The sequence below is a fragment of the Rhodococcus sp. IEGM 1366 genome (assembly GCF_033142425.1).
In the GTDB taxonomy this organism is placed as follows: Bacteria; Actinomycetota; Actinomycetes; order Mycobacteriales; family Mycobacteriaceae; genus Rhodococcus_F; species Rhodococcus_F globerula.
On sequence record NZ_JAWLRZ010000016.1, the window covers coordinates 27,611 to 44,922 of the forward strand.

Annotated in this window: 16 protein-coding genes and 3 pseudogenes; 3 read left to right on the forward strand and 16 right to left on the reverse strand. The window is 61.5% G+C overall.

The genetic code is table 11. From position 1 onward, the window contains the following. Nucleotide 1 precedes the first annotated feature (1 nt). The 3 genes from R4P64_RS31210 to R4P64_RS31220 form a co-directional block, all read right to left on the reverse strand. Nucleotides 2-859: a mycofactocin-coupled SDR family oxidoreductase gene (locus R4P64_RS31210; protein WP_317824094.1), complete on the reverse strand. Its 858-nt coding sequence runs from the start codon at nt 857-859 to the stop codon at nt 2-4. Continuing rightward, complete coding sequence (locus R4P64_RS31215) at nt 856-2,466, reverse strand: NAD(P)/FAD-dependent oxidoreductase (RefSeq protein ID WP_317824096.1); 1,611 nt, start codon at nt 2,464-2,466, stop codon at nt 856-858. The genes R4P64_RS31210 and R4P64_RS31215 overlap by 4 nt, the downstream gene beginning before the upstream one ends. A gap of 107 nt (nt 2,467-2,573) precedes the next feature. After that, nucleotides 2,574-3,965: a hypothetical protein gene (locus R4P64_RS31220; protein WP_317824098.1), complete on the reverse strand. Its 1,392-nt coding sequence runs from the start codon at nt 3,963-3,965 to the stop codon at nt 2,574-2,576. Nucleotides 3,966-4,112: 147 nt separating this feature from the next. Here R4P64_RS31220 and R4P64_RS31225 point away from each other — a divergent pair, with 147 nt between their 5' ends. Next, complete coding sequence (locus R4P64_RS31225) at nt 4,113-5,069, forward strand: PDR/VanB family oxidoreductase (RefSeq protein WP_317824099.1); 957 nt, start codon at nt 4,113-4,115, stop codon at nt 5,067-5,069. A 45-nt stretch (nt 5,070-5,114) separates the two neighbouring features. Here the strand turns inward: R4P64_RS31225 and R4P64_RS31230 are convergent, their stop codons facing one another. The 5 genes and pseudogenes from R4P64_RS31230 to R4P64_RS31250 form a co-directional block, all read right to left on the reverse strand. Further along, the gene (locus tag R4P64_RS31230; protein ID WP_317824100.1) at nt 5,115-5,852 is read right to left on the reverse strand and encodes a hypothetical protein; all 738 of its coding nucleotides are present in this window, start codon (nt 5,850-5,852) and stop codon (nt 5,115-5,117) included. A gap of 20 nt (nt 5,853-5,872) precedes the next feature. Beyond that, a pseudogene (locus R4P64_RS31235) lies at nt 5,873-6,207 on the reverse strand (transposase); the annotation flags it as partial. A gap of 921 nt (nt 6,208-7,128) precedes the next feature. Continuing rightward, the gene (locus R4P64_RS31240; RefSeq protein ID WP_317824102.1) at nt 7,129-7,875 is read right to left on the reverse strand and encodes a glucose 1-dehydrogenase; all 747 of its coding nucleotides are present in this window, start codon (nt 7,873-7,875) and stop codon (nt 7,129-7,131) included. 66 nt (nt 7,876-7,941) lie between these two features. After that, the gene (locus R4P64_RS31245; RefSeq protein WP_317824103.1) at nt 7,942-8,250 is read right to left on the reverse strand and encodes a hypothetical protein; all 309 of its coding nucleotides are present in this window, start codon (nt 8,248-8,250) and stop codon (nt 7,942-7,944) included. Nucleotides 8,251-8,720: 470 nt separating this feature from the next. Next, a pseudogene (locus tag R4P64_RS31250) lies at nt 8,721-9,342 on the reverse strand (transposase); the annotation flags it as partial. 87 nt (nt 9,343-9,429) lie between these two features. Between R4P64_RS31250 and R4P64_RS31255 the strand changes: the two are divergent. After that, on the forward strand, nt 9,430-9,555 hold the full coding sequence (locus R4P64_RS31255; protein ID WP_317824104.1) for a hypothetical protein: 126 nt from the start codon (nt 9,430-9,432) through the stop codon (nt 9,553-9,555). 400 nt (nt 9,556-9,955) lie between these two features. Further along, the gene (locus tag R4P64_RS31260) at nt 9,956-10,654 is read left to right on the forward strand and encodes an alpha/beta hydrolase (RefSeq protein ID WP_317824105.1); all 699 of its coding nucleotides are present in this window, start codon (nt 9,956-9,958) and stop codon (nt 10,652-10,654) included. A gap of 137 nt (nt 10,655-10,791) precedes the next feature. Here the strand turns inward: R4P64_RS31260 and R4P64_RS31265 are convergent. The 8 genes and pseudogenes from R4P64_RS31265 to R4P64_RS31290 form a co-directional block, all read right to left on the reverse strand. Then, a pseudogene (locus R4P64_RS31265) lies at nt 10,792-11,839 on the reverse strand (IS256 family transposase). Further along, nucleotides 11,836-12,660, reverse strand: a complete 825-nt coding sequence (locus R4P64_RS31270; RefSeq protein WP_317824106.1) for a hypothetical protein — start codon at nt 12,658-12,660, stop codon at nt 11,836-11,838. Before R4P64_RS31270 ends, R4P64_RS31265 begins: the two are co-directional and overlap by 4 nt. Nucleotides 12,661-13,147: 487 nt before the next feature. After that, complete coding sequence (locus tag R4P64_RS34150; protein WP_411742741.1) at nt 13,148-13,423, reverse strand: LLM class flavin-dependent oxidoreductase; 276 nt, start codon at nt 13,421-13,423, stop codon at nt 13,148-13,150. Then, the gene (locus tag R4P64_RS34155; RefSeq protein WP_411742742.1) at nt 13,323-13,799 is read right to left on the reverse strand and encodes an LLM class flavin-dependent oxidoreductase; all 477 of its coding nucleotides are present in this window, start codon (nt 13,797-13,799) and stop codon (nt 13,323-13,325) included. Before R4P64_RS34155 ends, R4P64_RS34150 begins: the two co-directional genes overlap by 101 nt. 59 nt (nt 13,800-13,858) lie before the next feature. Then, nucleotides 13,859-14,668: an ABC transporter ATP-binding protein gene (locus R4P64_RS31275; RefSeq protein ID WP_317824107.1), complete on the reverse strand. Its 810-nt coding sequence runs from the start codon at nt 14,666-14,668 to the stop codon at nt 13,859-13,861. Then, a complete protein-coding gene (locus R4P64_RS31280; RefSeq protein ID WP_317824108.1) occupies nt 14,655-15,359 on the reverse strand; it encodes an ABC transporter ATP-binding protein in 705 nt (234 codons plus the stop codon). Before R4P64_RS31280 ends, R4P64_RS31275 begins: the two co-directional genes overlap by 14 nt. A gap of 49 nt (nt 15,360-15,408) precedes the next feature. Further along, on the reverse strand, nt 15,409-16,437 hold the full coding sequence (locus R4P64_RS31285) for a branched-chain amino acid ABC transporter permease (protein ID WP_317824110.1): 1,029 nt from the start codon (nt 16,435-16,437) through the stop codon (nt 15,409-15,411). Continuing rightward, nucleotides 16,437-17,312, reverse strand: a complete 876-nt coding sequence (locus tag R4P64_RS31290) for a branched-chain amino acid ABC transporter permease (protein ID WP_317824111.1) — start codon at nt 17,310-17,312, stop codon at nt 16,437-16,439. Before R4P64_RS31290 ends, R4P64_RS31285 begins: the two co-directional genes overlap by 1 nt.

Genomic DNA, 17,312 nt, shown 5'->3' on the forward strand with positions numbered 1-17,312 from the left:
CTCACGCCATCATGTTTCCGGCGAGACCGCCGCCATCGACCTTCAACTGCAGCCCGGTAACGTATCGAGATTCGTCAGACGCCAAGAACAATACGGCCTCGGCAACGTCCGTCGCCTCGATCGCGGACAGACCTGGCCACGGATGCATCGTCTCCATCGAAGCGACGGCATCCTCTTTGCTGACGTGGTCCAGGTCGGGTCGGAGGGCGTTGTACATCGGCCGACTGTGGAGCATGTTCGTGTTCACATTGGTCGGGTGAACGCCATTGACCCGAATCTGGTACGGCGCCAAGGACTTTGCGAGAACATCCACGAACCGCGCAACCTCCTGCTTCGAGAATCGGTAGCCACTTCCCCCGGACCCGTTGTGTGGCGCATCCACTGCGCCTTCGCGCAGCGACGCCGTCGAACCGGTTGCGATCAAGGATGCGCCCGACCGTAGATGCGGATACGCCAGTTCGAAGGCGTTGATCACGCCGGTCAGGTTCACCGACACAGCATCGAAAAAGGCCTGCGCACTCAGGTGGCCGCCGATCGGCGCCACGCCGGCATTGGCGACGACGACATCGAGTCGGCCGAAGCTTTCGATCCCCGCTTCGTAGGCCGCGGCGAGCTGACCGCGGTCTCGGACGTCTGCCTCGACTATCACGATCCGGCGGTCGAGCTTCTCGACCAGCTCTGCGGTTTGCCGCAGATCGTCGGCGCTACCGAGCGAATACTCGACGCTCTTGATGTCGTCGCACAGATCGACGGCGACGATATCGGCACCTTCTTCGGCGAGCCGGATGGCATGCTGACGGCCCTGACCACGCGCTGCGCCAGTGATGAACGCGACTTTTCCCTCTACGCGTCCGCTCATGATGGACTCCTATCCGCTGTCTGTGGTGTCTGGAGCTGGGGATTGGTGTCCTCGATGCTCGACGCTTCGACAAGAGGCTGTGAAGCCGCGGCCCTGGCGGACTTGGCCAACACACCTACCGGGTCCGGATACAACCGCGACGACGGAACCCGCAGGAATCGAGTCAGAACCGCATAACGGCGGTGGGTCCAGGGCCACTGGGTTACGTTCTTACCCGACTTGGTCATGTAGAAGCTGTTGCAGTTTCCGGCGAACGCTTCGACCTTGCCGAGTGCGCGCCGTAGTAGGCGTTCGTAACGGGTCGACCACGAACGCTTCACCTCTATGTGCGCCGATCGATTCTTCCCGAGCCTGCGGACGTCCTCGGCGATGAACTCGGCCTGCCTCTCGAGTACGTAGCTGACGATCGTTCCGTGAGTGTTGGGGCCGTAGAGCATGTAGAAGTTGGGGAAATTCGGAATCGTCAGTCCGAGGAATGCTTCCGGCTCACCGTTCCACTGGTCGTGGAGGCGGGTACCCCCGATGCCCACCAGATCGAAGGTCGACAGATAGTTCGTGGCCTGGAAACCTGTCGCCATCACGATCACATCGACTGGATGTTCTTCTCCCGCACCATCGATCACGCCGGTGGGGGTCACCTCGACCACCGACTGCTTCACCACTCGGGCATTTGGCTGGGCCAACGACTGCAGGAACACGTCGGACAACACGACTCGCTTGCATCTGACCGGATAGTCGGGTGTCAGCTTCTCGATCAGCTCCTCGCGTCCGCCTACGGCCTCTGCGATGTATGCCGCACTGACCGCTCGTGCGTTCAGAGCCGCCTTGCCTTCGACGTTCTTCCCCGTCTTGAGCGTGCTGTCGGCCAGCTTGATGATGCTCCGGCGCTCTTCCTGCTGTTTCTTGTGCGAATCGAGTTCCGCTGCCTCCACGGCGTTGAACTCACGTGAGCCCTTCGGCAGAACCCAGGCCGGCTCCCGCTGAAACGAAACGAGTTGGGATGCCCGTGGGACCAGCGCCGGTACTATCTGCGCCGCCGACGCACCGGCACCGACAACGGCTACCCGCTTGCCATCGACATCGACATCGGAATTCCAGGTACTCGAGTGCAGGATGGTTCCTTCGAAGGATTCGACCCCGCTCATGCGAACCTCGTTCGGCACGTTCAGCATTCCGACCGCACTGACCACCACGTCGAACTCGTGCGCCGCGCCGTCGCTCGTGGTCACGGTGTAGGTCGACGTCGCCTCGTCCCACACGGCTCTCTCGACCGCTGTACCCAGCCGGAGCTTGTCGCGGAACCCAAACGCATCCACCGTGCCCGACAGATATTGCTGAATTTGCTCTTGGGTCCCGTGTGTCCGTTGCCACTGGACCACCCGAAACGAGTACGAGTAAGCGGCAGACGGCACATCGCATTCGGCGCCAGGGTACCGATTGTTCCACCAGGTCCCGCCGGGCCCATCTGACTTCTCGAAAATGGTGAACGAGTTGATCCCACGCTTGGTGAGGTTCACTGCCGCACCTATACCACCCATGCCTGCACCGATGATCGCGACTCGTGGTGTGGCGCTCCCGCCGTACCTGTCCTGATCTCCTACACTCATCGTCTTAGGGCTTCCTTTCGCCTTGCTGATGCCGAGTTGTCATGTCTCTCAGCGAAGTTGCGGAATAGACTTGGTCACCGGTTCGCCTTCCTGCGCCATCGACGCGCTCACGCCCCAATCAGAGGGGGGATCGCGAGAGGGTCACCCGCAGCGGCGCCGACAGTACGACCATCAGCGATCCAGTCGGCAATCTTCTTCTGGACGGAAGGGGTTGTGAGGTAGCCGTTGTCCATCCACAGCATGGCCTTGCGCGCTGCCAGCGCAACCTCGGGTTCGGCGGACTGGACCTCGACGAATGCTTTGGCGAACTCCGGCGGCGTCTTGGCGGGCGGCTCCATGTTCTCGTACTCGACGCCCTCGTAGACGGAGTCGGTCTTGACCGCGTTGTCCCAAGCCAGGTCCACCATCGGTGAAAGCTGCTTCTGCAGCCGGTCGGCAACGCCTGTGATGTCACCGTTCGTCTCGCGGAGGATGGACCGTAGTTCGACCGATCCCACCGCCGCCATCGTCATACCCTGGCCGTAGGTCGGGTTGTACGACGCAACCGCATCTCCGAGAACGACGAGCCCCTCGGGACGCCGGTCCATGTCTTCCCACCGAATGCGCTGGTCACCGGACATCTGATAGGTCTTCGGCTCGCTGACGACCTTCGCCGACCGAATAGCGTTCGCGATGAGGGGGGTCGGAAGATTGTCGGCGATCTCGAGCACACCTTCCACCGACGCGGGCGGGTAGTTCCGCATTGTTCCCGCAGCCACCACGATGTGCTGACCTCGTCCACACGGCCAGACGGCCATGCCGTTGGACTTGTTGTCAGCCGTCGGCGCGCAGGCGAGGGCCGAGACACCCTCGGGCAACTCACCCTCCGGGATCTCGATCAAGAAGCAGGAGTAGCCCATGTACACACGCAGGTGCCATTCGGCGGGACGCGGGTACCCCAGGTCCTCGATCCACCTCGGCGTCTTCGTGCCGCGACCGGTGGCGTCGACAACGAGATCGCCTAGAAGGACACCATCAGACGCGTTCTTCACCTTCGCTCCGATGATCGCCGACTTGTCGTCGGAGGCGACCAACCCACTGACAACACCTTTGTGTGTGGTCACATTCGCAATTTTCAGCACACGCCGCCGGATGACGCCCTCGAAGACTGGACGGGTGAAACAGGTCAGTTTGAGATCACTCTCGAACCGTGCCCGCCAGGCCCCGTAGGTGAATTGTGCGAACTCTGCGAGGTTGTCGTGCTGACTGCACCCCTCGGCCAACAATTCTTCGCTCAAGCCTGGAAGTAGTTGCTCGATCCGGTCAGCCCCCAGGGCAAGAAGGTGATGCACTTGATCACCTTGAGGAACACCGCGGCGCGACTTCAGCGCATCCGGCCCGTCGCCGACCAGTTCGTCGCGGTCCACTATGACCACACTCTTGACGACGTCGGACAGGGCTGCGGCAGCCAACAGGCCAGTGACGCTGCCGCCGAGAACAATAGCACGTTGAATTGACATACCCATGAATCCTGACTGGCGATTGCACTGCGGTCGGGCGCGGACAAATTCGCCTCGTTATATCTATCTTGATAGTGATAGCAATCACTATACTATTCTCGAGTGGATCGAGACACAGTTCGAACGGCTATTTCAGGAGGCTGCCCGATGACCACAGGTGACCCGCAGTACCGGGAATTCCGTGTCGCGACTTCCAAGATGGTGGCCGACGAGATCGTGCTCGCGAGGCTCGAACCACGCGACGGTCGACCTGTCTCCGAATGGGAGTCCGGTGCTCACGTGGAGATTCGCCTCCCATCCGGATTGATCCGGCACTATTCCCTGTGCGGAGATCGCGCCGACCGCGGTGGTTACGAGATCGCCGTGCTGCACGAACGGGCCGGACGCGGCGGCTCCCGAGAGTTCCACAGCCTGACCGCAGGCGCCGAAGTCGGTGTCGGCGAACCACGGAACGGATTCTCGCTGGAATCTGCCGCCGAGTACTTGTTTATCGCCGGCGGCGTCGGAATCACACCGATACTACCAATGGTTCGCCAGGTTGCCTCGGCTGGCGGGAGTTGGAACCTGTTGTACGCGGGCAGATCTCAGAGTTCGATGGCCTTCATCGACGAAGTCCGTGCAATTGATCCGGATCGAGTGCGAGTTCACTGCGACGACGAGTCCGGTACCCCTGATTTTGCCGGGGTGCTGGCGACGGCGGGGACTTCGACCCGCATTTACATGTGCGGACCCGGACCCATGCTCGATCATGTAACGACCCTTCATTCGGAAGCAGCCATACCCGGGCCCCTCCACCTCGAACGATTTGCAGCCGGAACCGCCGCGGTCGTCTCCGGCGAACCGTTCGAACTCGTCGCACAGCGATCCGGCGTCACCGTCACGGTGAGTGAGGGCCAGACAATCCTCGAGTCTCTCCGTCCACACATCTCGCGACTGCCGTTTTCGTGTGAGGAGGGTTACTGCGGGACCTGCGAGACCGAAGTGATCGACGGCATTCCGGATCACCGCGACACCTATCTCGACGACGACGAGAAAGAAAGCGGTGGCACGGTGATGATCTGCGTGAGCCGTTGCGCCGGGCGGAGACTGGTGCTTGATCTCTGAATCCGACGAGGACAGTCCGGGTACGGGTCACAGTGCTGCGAACTCTCAGTTCGATGTGGACTGCTGGGCCCACGCCTCGCCGAACGCATGCTGTGAAAACTCCGGCGACCGGCATACCTCGATCACCTTCCGCTCAACCGTCTCGTGCTCTCGAATCGCTCCAGGTAGTTCGTGTGCCAAGGAATGTGGAATCTTGACGACACCGTGAAGATCGGCAAGAACGAGGTCTCCTTCATGGACCGTCAGCCCACCCATCTGCACCGGGACCCGACGTCGACGAGGTCTACGAATCCGGCTCCCACATCCACACCGCCGGCGAATCGCAAATTCGGTCTCCGTCACTGCGGGAACGTCCCGAACCGGGCCGGTGGTGATTCCCGCGCGGATACCGTCCACCAGATTGGCGTGCGCCATTACCTCACCCCAGATACACACCGGGCCACGCAATTTCCGACGGTTTCCACGACGAGAATTCTGGGCAGGGACGCCCGACCTCCCCGCGTCTGCTCCTCTGCCTGCGATTTCAAACGGCTCACCCGGTCGGAGTCCACGTCGAACGGAAGCCGGCTCGTGGCGACCGTACGCGTCAACGCATAGCCGACCCGAGGTCGAGCTCTGAGGTGATCGGCCGGACCTTGTGTCTGTCCATCGTCTCGAAATCGCGGGAAGCACACCCAGACGTTTCAGACCGTTGAGGACGGACGGCATACTGAACTGCCCGAGTTCTGCCAGAACCTCTGCACTTGCGCGTTCGAAATCAGCATCGCCGTCTACTGGACGCATTCCTGCACCTGCTCCGAAATATAGAACGCTAGAGTCGAGAAACCGAGCACCCGGCAGGTCACCGTGACGGGAACTCCATCTACGGTGAGGTCGCGGACCAGCGGGAACATCATTTTGGGAGAATGCCCTGGCTGAGATATGCCGCGGCCCGACGCAGGACCTCGTTCCTGCTCGAGCAGTCGATTGCGCTTCTTGAGTTCGCGCAATTCAGCGGATTCTTCCTTGGTCGTTCCTGGTCGGTTGCCGTCTTCGATGTCGGCTTTCTTGAGCCAGTTGTGCAGCGTGGCCTCGCTGATACCGAGGTCATTCGCGATCTGGAAAAGTGGGGCTTCGCGTTGCGGGCGACCGCGACCACGTCGCGACGGAACTCCTCGGGCTTAACTTGCCCTCTGCGGCGGCCAGGACGAAGTCGTTGTCGCCGTTGCTGCTCATCGCCAGGATCGGTGCTTCGGTCATGCCATATCCGGAGAGCACGCCCACACCACCCATCTCGCGTTTCACGTCAGCATGCAACGTGAGCGGCTTGGGTGCAGCGCCGCTGGTCATGGCCCGAATCTGAGGGAATAGTCTTTCGGTTCTGGCCCACTTTCCGGAATCGATTTTGAATGTGCCAGTTGCTGAGGAGTATTCGTCTGGGGAGTAGGTCGAATCCGGCACGGCCGTACATTTGCCGTTTGAGCATCTTGATTCAGTTCACGTGGCCTTCGACGGCGCTGGAATTACAGGGCAGGGTCAGCCCATTACGGACGGCAGCGTGGTCGGTGTCGGGGCCTCGAACGAAGCGATGCAAGTGCGGAAGACCAACTGCTACGACGGCAGCCATCCACGAGTTCAATTGTTTCCCAAGGCGTTCGGTGAGCATCTCCGCAAACGATGCGACATGCGCTGCAGTTGCTTCGAGATGTAGGCAACTGGCGAGGACCTGCTTTAGTCCGATCGGCTCGTCGTCAGTGAGGTTGCCTTCGGTGACGCAACATCCAGGATGTGATCCGCCGGACCTTCGGGACCTGTTTTCTGGCCGGCGCCGCGCCGATGTTACGCAGCGGTCTCAAGTAGTCGCGGATCGAGCTGTAGCTGCTATATCCCAATGTTCGAAGTTCTTCGTAAAGTGCATGTGACCACGATCGACGACCCGCCAGCGGAAGACTTCACCGCTTCAGTTCCAAACGTGAATGCCGGACGACAGTTTCGGCCAGCGGCCCCCCTCGACGTAGTTTCGACTTCGAGAGGGCCGCTGGCGCGCCCGTTATGGACCGGAATGCGGCCGGGGATGGAGTCAGATCCGTCCCCGGATCGTTCCCCCGTCAACCAGCAAGGTCTGGCCCGTCATGAACGACGAGTGCGGCGAGGCCAGATAGAGCAGCGCGCCTGTGAGGTCTTCGGGCCTGCCCTGTCGCGATAGCCGCTGAAGCGCCAACTGCTGCCGAATCAGCTCCTCGGGAATCTTCGCCGTCATCATCCCCGGTGCGATCGCATTGACTCGGATGTTCTCGCTCCCGAGCTCGGTCGCCATCATCTGGGTCATCCCGACTACTGCGAGCTTGGTGACGCTGTAAGCGCCTGTCTCCATGTACGCGGCACTCGACGCCAAGTTGATGATCGCACCGCCTCCGCGAGCCACCATGCTCGGGCGGCACGCCCGTGCGCAGAGCAGCGGCGAGAGCGAGTTCACCGCGAAAATTCGCATCCAGTCCTCGGCCCCGAGTTCGAGGCCCTCGCTCCACTTGCCACGAGCGAGACCCGCATTGTTGACCAGGATGTCGACCCCGCTGAACTCTCGGCAGGCGGCATCGACCATGGCCGTCACCTGCTCCTCGTCGGCGACATCGGCAGCAACGCCGAGCGCACGGTGTCCCTTGTCCACGATCCTGGAGGCAACCTCCTCGGCCGCCTCACGGTCGATGTCGACGACCACCACGGCGGCACCGGCATCGGCGAGCGCCTCGGCGAACACCACCCCGAGACCACCGACGCCGGCGCCGCCGGCGCCGGTCACGATCGCTGTCTTACCGTCGAGCTCCATAAGTCCCTCCTCGAACTACGAATAATTATGTATTTTATACAACCATGGCACCTACACGGTTAGGTGCTATCGGTCATCACCGATGACCTCGTCCAGTCCGCATTCACCGTGCCGCCAGCGTGCGCCCGGAGGAAGGCTCCGGAGCGCCCCATCACCGCGATAGCCTGCGGTCGACCCGGCTGCACCGACGGCCAAGAGTGCGGGACGCCCGGCACTACCCCGAGCGCAACTGAGCTCCCGCTCGGCGAGCCGCCCGGTCAGCGCGAGGGCACCGCAGAGCTCGATCTCTTCCGCGTTGGCGAACGTCAGCGTCGGCGCGAATCCGGCACGCGCAGCGAACAGAGGGGAAGCCAACGGATCGTCGGCCGGGTCCATGAAGACAGTGCTCCGCAGCGTCGCGCGCCGCTGAGAGCGGGAAACACAGGTCGCTGCCTGCGCGCCTTACAAATGTCTGCGAGGTGCAGGTCAGGTCCAGCTACGGTGAGAACAGCACCGTTCCGGCGGGCGGCGGCGCACCAGTGGGCACGGCGTAGGAGACCAGTGCTAGCGCAAGCCCCCACCGGCGGACTCTCCCGCAACGGCACATACCGCATCGTAGACGACGGCCGGGACAGACGGTTCGGGGCGTGGGGCGTGCTCGTAGCTCATCGCTACCCCTCCCTGTCTGCAGATGCAAGATTTTTGAATTATTGTCATATAAACTACTTCAATATAATATATTGAACGCGAAAGCAGGAAACCCGCGGAGAACACCACACCGTGCCGAATCGCAAAAGCGCCACTGCAGCACGCGCGCTTCGCGCCTCCTGCAAAGGCCCTGCCGACGACTCCGACGAGCCAGATCAAGCGGTACGATCCGGAAAGATTCCGACCACATCGGTTCTGCGGCGGATTTCTTTATCGAGGCGCTCCTGCGGATTGTTGCTCCAGATCTGCCTCCAGATCTGCTTGGGAAACGCGTTGAACGCCAACAGATCCGGGCGTGCCCTGTCGAGGTGGTCGGCGACCTTCGGCAGCTTCACCTCGAGCGCATCGATGACCCGATCGCATTGGGCGTACACCGAATCCGCGTTGGGTTGGTCGTAGAGCGAATGCAACAGCGTTTTCACCCAGGGCCACGACGCCTTCGGGGTCACCGCCATCAAGTTGGTGGAGTAGTCCTGCATCTCTGCCAGGTGGCGCCGGGCAGGGTCGCACCGATCGCCGCCACCAGCCTGGCATGCGCATCGGAGGTCGCCAGCTGCACCCCGGTCAGGCCGCGGGCCGCCAGCCCGCGGAAGAAGCTCAACCAACCGGCCCGTCCTCGGCATAGGTGACATCCACGCCCAGGATCTCGCGGTAGCCGTCGGCGTTGACCCCGACCGCCACCAGAGTGTGGGCGTTGACCACCCGCCAGTTTTCGCGGACCTCGAGCACGAGGGCATCGGCGGCGACGAACGTGTACGGAGCGGCATCGGCAGATCGCGACGAGTTGCTGACGCCGCACACAAAGTTGTGGATCACGTCGGGGGCCCAGTCAGCGCTGGTGAAGCGGTCCTCTGCGATCGTGGGTACATGTCTTGGGCGAAGAGCAAGATCATCTGGGCGTGTCGCCAGGTCACCACCAAATGCGTTGCCGCGTCAGATGATACGGACCAGCCGTTTGCCTTCATCGTCGTCGAGTTCTCGCACTCGCGCTGACACCTAACCAGGTTGACCGATGCCGTTGCGGACAAGCCGAGTCTCGACGGCGTGTCCGCGACGAGGCAAGGCTCACAGGTGCGGCACTAGTGAGTGCGGCGCGGAGCCCCTTGCTTCTGATGTGTGCGACCTATATAAAATGTTTGGACACTATATAAAATACTATGGGTCAACCAACCAGTCTGAGCCTTGATTCAAAGGAGCGAACTGGGACGTTCGAACTACCGGGGGTTGGCCGTTCTCACTGGTGCAGCGAACGCCCTCATGATGTCAGTCGGACCGACATGAGCGGTGCGGGCGCGAGCTGGAGGCCTGGCGCAGGAGACCTCAGGCATCACTTGATCAGAGCCCTTCGTCCTCCGAGTGCAGTTGAACCATCCTATTGATAGGGAGCACAGAAATGACGTTCGTTTTCGTTCACGGCGGCGGCAACACCGCGCGGAGCTGGGAGCCAACTATGTCTCAGTTGGCGTATCCGAGCTTGGCGATCGATATGCCGGGTCGTGGTCGGCATCCGGCACCCCTGGACAAGGTTCGGATCGACGACTGGGTCGAGTCCGCTGTCGCCGACATCAAGAGGTCTGGCGCTGACGACATCGTCCTTGTCGGGCACTCCATGGGTGGGTTGACCGTGCCCGCGATCGCAGCCGAACTGGCGGATCGAGTCCGCCATGTAGTGTTCATCTCCGCTTCGATCCTCGGCGAAGGAGCGACCCTCATCCAGATGGTCGACGAAGAAACGCGCGCCCAGGTGGAAGAACTCAAGCCCGACCCCGATGTCCAGTTGCTCCCTTACGAGCTATTGAAGGAGATGCTCTGCTACGACATGGATGAGGCGCAGGCGCGGTGGTTCCTGGATTTGCAGGTTCCCGAGGCATACTGGCCGACGCGCGAGACGCCGAAGGTCCTTACGCTCGACCCGAAAGTTGATCGCACATGGATCCGACCGCTCCGCGACAGGACTTTCCCGCCCCAAACCCAAGATGAGATGCGGAAACGGATCGGCTGTGACCGGACCATCGACATAGATGCCGGCCATATGGTGATGGTCAGCCGCCCTGCTGAACTGGCCAAGATCCTTAACGATCTGCATCACTGACCCAACCTGGTTTGAGGGAACGGTGCGCTTGAGCGGACCAGCTATCTGGGTCGCCGATCTGCGCTCTGGATCCTTATCCCGAGCGACTCTTACAGCTGGCGTTGATTTCCCGCGGAGGCATAGTCAAATCCTGTGGATTAGGGATCGTGAGGCGACCTCAGATACCAGGTGTCGGGTGACGGTTCCGGGGTGATGTCGACGGGCCGCTCGATGAGCTTGCCCTTGTGGAACAACGCACCGGCCCGCACCAGTGCGACCAACTGAGGAGCGTTGACAGCCCGCCACCGCGCCTGTGCCGCTTCTATCAGCTTGTGGGCCATCGCCATCCCCGCCGCCCGAGACCCGGGCTTTGGTGACCTTGGTACATAAACGCACTGTGACAAAAGTACTTTCGTTTGGATTCGTCGTACGCAGATGCACCGAATGCTCGGCCGGATATCGGAAGTACTCGAGCAACAACGTCGGCGTCATCGACGATCTTCGCAACCGCCTTCGGATACTTGCCGCCGTAGTCCCGCTCGAACGCCGAGATCGCGAGCTGCGCCTTGTCGATGTCCTCTGCGTTGTTGATGTCGTTCATCGCCGCCAAAGCACCAGCATGCGCCGACTTCGGGAGCGCAGCAAGAACATTGGCTTGCTTATGGAACCAGCACAGCTGCTCCCTGGTCTCCGGAAACACCTCCTGCAACGCCCGCCGGAACCCCCACGCCCCATCCCCGACCGCCAACACCGGGGCCCGCATTCCTCGCCGACGGCAATCCCGCAGCAGATCCGCCCAGCATGCGGTCGACTCGCGGTAACCGTCGGTGAGCGCGACGAGTTCCTTACGCCCGTCGGCGCGGATCTTGAGCATGACCAGCAGGCACAATTTCTTCTGCTCGAGCCGCACCTTCACGTGGTTCCCGTCGACCCAGAGGTACACGTAGTCGACCTGCGAGAGGTCCCGTTTCCCGAACGCTGCGGCCTCGTCCTGCCACTTCGTGGTCAGCCGGGTGATCGAGGAGGCCGGCACCGGAGCCGAGGAACTGCTCCAGAGCGGGCCCGAAATCGCTGGTGGAAGGCCGTGCAGGTACAACAGCGGAACACCTCGGACACCTGTGTGGACTTGCGCGCCCACGCCGGCAGGATCGACGAGGCGAATCCGGCCCCGCATAGCTCATGCCCAGTCCCAACCCCGATCGTCAGATTTCGTCCAGGCGCTCCGTTGTGCCAGGAACGGTCGGAACAAAGCCGCTCGCAAAACGGATCTCCTGCTCTGTTTCCGACTCAACTCGGGCAGCGTATGCCCGCACCGCGTGCCAAGAATGCTCGGGCTCCTCGCGCAAGAATCCCATTTGCAGCAAGACCGGCTCGTCCTTCGACGCCGTCGGAACGAGGACCTGCTCGCCCCTGAAGCCACCGGGCCACGTTTTCTCCCACGTCGAAAGCAGCGCAACGCCATTGTCCACCACCGTCTCCGAAGCAATCGCCTCCAACTGCGCGACTACACCCTCCTGCGCGTCCGTCGGCTTGCTGATCATCGTCACCAGCAGGCCCTTGAATGGATGGAGCAAGGCGAGCTCCAGGGGCACGCGCTCCTGCTGTTGGCGAGTCACCGACAGAAGGCGATAGTCGGCGGTGTGGACGTGGTCGCGATCGCTGGAGATGCGTCCGCGCGCATTAAGCCAGTGCCACTGACCGCGCGCCCAATCCTCCGCTTCCTCCTCCGCTCCCTTCTCCTTCCAGTAGGTCGCAAGGAACGAGCCCTGACTCACGTCGTCGATGATGCCGTCCGAGGCAGGAAAGCGCAGCTTCTTGAGTGCCCGAGTTGCAACCCAACGCCGGTTGGAGAAAAAGTGAGCACCCAGCGTCGCCCCACCGAACTGATGGTCTCGCTCATACCAGTCGTTATAGGCAACGACCCGTCCAGCGTGGGGCTCGACCATGGTGAACAGCATCGTTCCGACCTCGACCGGTGGGATCCCCGCCGGCTCAGAAAGATCCTCGTTCGCGATAGCACTGCTCATTTCTCTCCTCAGATTACGTTGATCCATCCAAACCGTTGCGCGATTGCTCTCGAGAACCGGCCCTGCGCAGCCACCCACTCACGAGGCCGGCTCATTCCACCGGCGGGATTAGTCACTCTTCGCGCAAGCGAGGCAGGACCGATGCCACGAACAACTCCAGTGATTCCCAGCCGATGGCGGGGTCGGCACCCGAGACGAGCGGCTTGAAACTGAGCGCAGTTCTCTACGGGAGACCGCACCAACTCGACACACTCGTCCTGAGTCACAATCGCATATAGGCCTGCCGCACGAGCATCTGCCACGGCACCCATCTCCTCGTAGGGACCGCCTTCACCCCGAGGCGTCATCAGACCGTAAGCGTTGAGCTCATCGGCCAGATAGGGGGCCGAACCTTCTCCAAGCGCCTTCGACGTCTTCGATTACATGTACGGCCATCGGTTGCCGACATCCCACAACCAGGCCCTCCGCGCGCCCCAAGCGATGGGCCTCAGCAACCTACATGTCGACCAAACGCTGGTTGGGATCCTGGGGAAAAACCGTCCCCGAAGCGCGCTGCCCGACGAGCGCTCGCCGGACTCGCGCCGCCGACCAACACCGGGGGCCGGGGACGCTGTACGGACCTGGGCGTGACGCGGAAGCGACGACCCTCATACTCAACGGGATCACCCGCAAGCGCGGCAACAATAGCCTCGAGCTTCGACTCGAAGACAGAGATCCGATACTTTCGGGTCGACTCCGTACATGGCAAAGTCGGCTTGGGCATAGCCCGGCACAACCCTGATCTCAAGGCGGCCGTTCGACAGTTGATCAACAACAGCAGCGTCTTCCGCAGCGGCCGCTGGATCCTTGAGAGTAAGTACTAGAGCCTTGAGAGCGACCGTGCAGTGTTCCGTCGCAGCCGACAAAGCTCCGGCCATAACCATTGGACTCGGCAGATACCCATCGGCTGCGCCGTGATGTTCGCTAAACAACACCTGGTGCATCCCGTGATGGTCCCCCCACTCAGCCATCTCGTGCGCCCCACGGTAGAGCTCCGGGTCTCCGACTCCCTGCGCCGACGATCTCGTGTCGAAATGCAGCTGCCAACGAACCGCGCTCACACCAGGAGGAGGCCCGATTGGGTAACATGCCGTGGACACCGCGGGAGTACCTGACCAACCAACGCCAAATCACCTAGCAACCCACATGCCTCGCATGATCACAACGCCGGATGCTCACCCTGATCCGAGGGTTGCAATCCCAAGTGGCACCGCTCTCCCCTGCCGTCGCTGGCGTCTGCGGCCGATTGTGAATCATGTTCGATCGGGGCTGCGACATCTGTGCGGCCAAGATAGGAGTCAACCAGTCGCTTCTGCCCAGCCAGCTCATCAGAGGTGGCTTCAATCTGTATGCGGCCATTCGCCATCACATACGCCCGCCCGCTCAAGCCGAGGGCAGCCTGAGTGTTCTGCTCGACGACCAAGACTGTCACCGAGTCGAGCACCTGCGCCAGCGCCTCATAGAGATTCGCGATTACCAGAGGCGCCAGCCCCATCGACGGCTCGTCCAGCAACAGCAGTCGAGGACTCCCAGCCAAAGCGCGACCCACCGCAACCATCTGCTGCTCGCCGCCGGACAATGCCCAGGCTGCGCGGTCTCGCAATGGAACCAAGGCAGGAAACAGATCGTACACTTCGCTGACTGTCGGGCCAGGGCGGCCTCGACGGGCGCTCTCACCAACCAGGATGTTCTCGTGTGCCGTCATCGATTTGAAGAGATGCCGACCCTCTGGAACCAACATGAGGCCAGCGCGCGCAAGCGTATCGGGTGAGCGCTTGCGGTCATTGCCGTCAAACTCAATGCGCCCGCTGGACTTGACTGCCCCGACGATGGCCTTCAGGGTCGAACTCTTGCCGGCTCCGTTCGGCCCCAGCAGCGCCACTGCCTCCCCGGCGCCGATCTCAAGGCTGACGCCGTGAACCGCGTCAATACCGTTGTAGGAAACGCGTACGTCCTCAATCCTCAGCATGAGCAACCCCCAAATAAGCCTCGATAACGCGCGGATCCGTCCAGATCTCGCCAGGCGGACCCATTGCCGCCACCTGCCCGGACTCGAAGACGACGACCTTGTCCGAAACGTGGTCAATGAAGTCGATCTTATGTTCAATCACAATCGTGCAACGGCTCTCCGATCGAATGTTGCGAATCACCTCAGCAAGCTCCGCTGTCTCATCGTCGTTCAGTCCAGCGGCCGGCTCGTCGAGAAGGATGATGTGTGGCTCCCTGGCGAGGGCACGGGCCATCTCGATCCCACGAGCAACTGACAACGGCTGTTCGCCGCTCAGTTGGTGAAATACGGCCGGCGGCACTTTGGCAAGTTCGAGGTACTCCTCGGCCAGCTGGAGCCGTTTGCGTTCGGCCTTGCGCGCCGAGCCAAAGCCGGCCCACGCCCCCAACAGGCCCGTTCCGAACCGGTTAGGTGAGCCGAGGGCCACGTTCTCCAAGCAGGTCAGGTCAGGATGAATCTGCGGAGTCTGGAATGTACGACCGAACCGGACGCCTGAGCTTCGGAACGGCATGTCCTCGGTCTCAACAGAATTGACCTTGATCCGGCCAGTCGATGGAACGAGGCGATTGATCGCGTTGAGGAAAGTCGACTTCCCTGAGCCGTTCGGCCCGACTATACCCAGCGTTTCACCAGCGTCCGCCGACAATGTCACTGCATCAACCGCGACGACGTTCCCGAATCGCACCGTCAGCTTCTCAACCTCAAGCACGACGAACCACCTTCCATGCGCGCTCTAACACACCAGTGATGCCCTTGGGTACCAACAACAGCACACCAACAAGCAAGGCGGCGTAGACCAGCGCGGCATGCTCCGCCAGGCCACGAAGGAGCTCTGGTAACCACGTCAACAAGTACGCACCGATGACAGCACCCCATACCACCGAGACGCCACCCATAATGACCATCAGGAACACATTGAGCGAAATGGTCTCGGAGAAAGAGAATCCGCTCAAAAAACCGATCATGTGCGCATACATGGAACCCGCCGCTCCCGCAAAGGCACAGCCCAAGGCGAACATGATCAGTTCGATCCGGCTAGCACTCACGCCGAGTGTCTTCAGGATTCCGCGGTTGTCACGCGCAACTAGCACATAGCGCCGAAGCGGGGAAAGCTCCAGCAGGACCCCGAGACCGACCGCAACTGCCGCCATCGCTGCGTACAACCAATACACGTTGTCGGGCGTCGGAAGGGCTCTGCCGAAAAACGTCGGGACGGCCAAACCACTGAGCCCCGCGAATCCACCCGACAACCATGTCCAGCTCTGCACGACCACGAGCGCAATGCCGTTGAGGGCGAATGTAGCGATTGCGAAGTAGATCGCATTCACCTTCCGGAGCGCAAAGCGAAACAGCGCCCCCAATGCCACGCACACCACGATGGCAGCCACGAACCCAAGCCAGAAGTGATTCTCGCCTGCAGCCTTGGCGGAGACGACCGCTCCGATTGCGAAGAAGCCGCCGTGCGCGAAGTTGAACTGACCACTCATTCCGAAGACGAAATAGAACCCCGCAGCGAAGACGACGAACACCATTGCCTGGTTGAGGATTCCCCACTGGTAGTTGTTCGTAGTCCACAACGGTGCAGACGCCAGAACACCAATAAAGACGAGGAACAACGTGACATGAAGCCGCACGCGACCTGGCCGGGCCTGGATCGGTCTCGCACGCATTGCAGATGCACGCATTGCAGATGGCGGGGAACCCTCCACCGATTCGTCGACCGCCAGCATCAGTACCTCACCTTCACTTGGCTCTTGAATAGACCGTCAGGCCGGATGGCGAGCACCACGACGAGGATGATGAACGGATAGACCGTGGAGTAGGTCGAAGACACATAGGTCGTGGCAAACGCCTGGACCAGGCCCAAGGCCAGTCCGGCTACCATGATGCCGACGAATCGGTCTGTACCGCCGAGCACCGTTGTCGCGAACGCCATAAGAAGAACACCGAAGCCCAGTGTCGGACTGACCGACAGCACCGGCGCGAGCAGAACCCCTGCCAATGCCGCGAGCGCTCCCGCCATAACGAACGCGAGACTCGACAATAAGCCTGCACGGATCCCAACGAGGAACGCTGTGTCCCGATCAGCAGCCAAAGCTCGGAACTGGCGGCCGAGCTGCGTTCGCTCGAAGAGAAAGACGAGCGCAGCCACCGACACAAGCATCACGCCCACGATCAATATGCTCTGATAGGGAATGACCGCCTCTCCGATCTGGACCGATTTATATCCGACTAGCGGCTCCAACGGATGCGTTTCAGATCCCTGCCATAGCACCAGCAACTCGCGTATAAACAGCCCAACGGCAAACAGGGTCACCATGATGCTCAGTGTGGATCGCGTTCGAATCGGACGATACGCCAGACGTTCCATGCCTAGTCCTACCGCGGCTCCGGCGACGATTGCACACACATACCCGAGCCAAATCGGGAACGAATGCAACGCGATAAGCACGAAGGCGATATATGCCCCTACGGTCAGAACGTCACCATGGGCGAAGTTAATCACGCCCGTCGCCTTGCTGATCACCACTAACCCGAGCGCGGCCATGACCGCAATGCTGCCCTGGCTCACGCCCGAAGTCATCGTCGAAATGAAGGTATCCAC

What these genes read in the sequence shown, in the direction of transcription:
- R4P64_RS31255 (WP_317824104.1), top strand. Translation starts at nt 9,430, where the DNA reads ATGTCTTGGGCGAAGAGCAAGATCATCTGGGCGTGTCGCCAGGTCACC.
- R4P64_RS31285 (WP_317824110.1), bottom strand. Translation starts at nt 16,437, where the DNA reads ATGCTGGCGGTCGACGAATCGGTGGAGGGTTCCCCGCCATCTGCAATG.
- R4P64_RS31215 (WP_317824096.1), bottom strand. Translation starts at nt 2,466, where the DNA reads ATGAGTGTAGGAGATCAGGACAGGTACGGCGGGAGCGCCACACCACGA.
- R4P64_RS31220 (WP_317824098.1), bottom strand. Translation starts at nt 3,965, where the DNA reads ATGTCAATTCAACGTGCTATTGTTCTCGGCGGCAGCGTCACTGGCCTG.
- R4P64_RS31245 (WP_317824103.1), bottom strand. Translation starts at nt 8,250, where the DNA reads ATGGACCCGGCCGACGATCCGTTGGCTTCCCCTCTGTTCGCTGCGCGT.
- R4P64_RS31260 (WP_317824105.1), top strand. Translation starts at nt 9,956, where the DNA reads ATGACGTTCGTTTTCGTTCACGGCGGCGGCAACACCGCGCGGAGCTGG.
- R4P64_RS31225 (WP_317824099.1), top strand. Translation starts at nt 4,113, where the DNA reads ATGACCACAGGTGACCCGCAGTACCGGGAATTCCGTGTCGCGACTTCC.
- R4P64_RS31230 (WP_317824100.1), bottom strand. Translation starts at nt 5,852, where the DNA reads ATGCGTCCAGTAGACGGCGATGCTGATTTCGAACGCGCAAGTGCAGAG.
- R4P64_RS31240 (WP_317824102.1), bottom strand. Translation starts at nt 7,875, where the DNA reads ATGGAGCTCGACGGTAAGACAGCGATCGTGACCGGCGCCGGCGGCGCC.
- R4P64_RS34150 (WP_411742741.1), bottom strand. Translation starts at nt 13,423, where the DNA reads ATGCCCAAGCCGACTTTGCCATGTACGGAGTCGACCCGAAAGTATCGG.
- R4P64_RS31275 (WP_317824107.1), bottom strand. Translation starts at nt 14,668, where the DNA reads ATGCTGAGGATTGAGGACGTACGCGTTTCCTACAACGGTATTGACGCG.
- R4P64_RS31270 (WP_317824106.1), bottom strand. Translation starts at nt 12,660, where the DNA reads ATGAGCAGTGCTATCGCGAACGAGGATCTTTCTGAGCCGGCGGGGATC.
- R4P64_RS31210 (WP_317824094.1), bottom strand. Translation starts at nt 859, where the DNA reads ATGAGCGGACGCGTAGAGGGAAAAGTCGCGTTCATCACTGGCGCAGCG.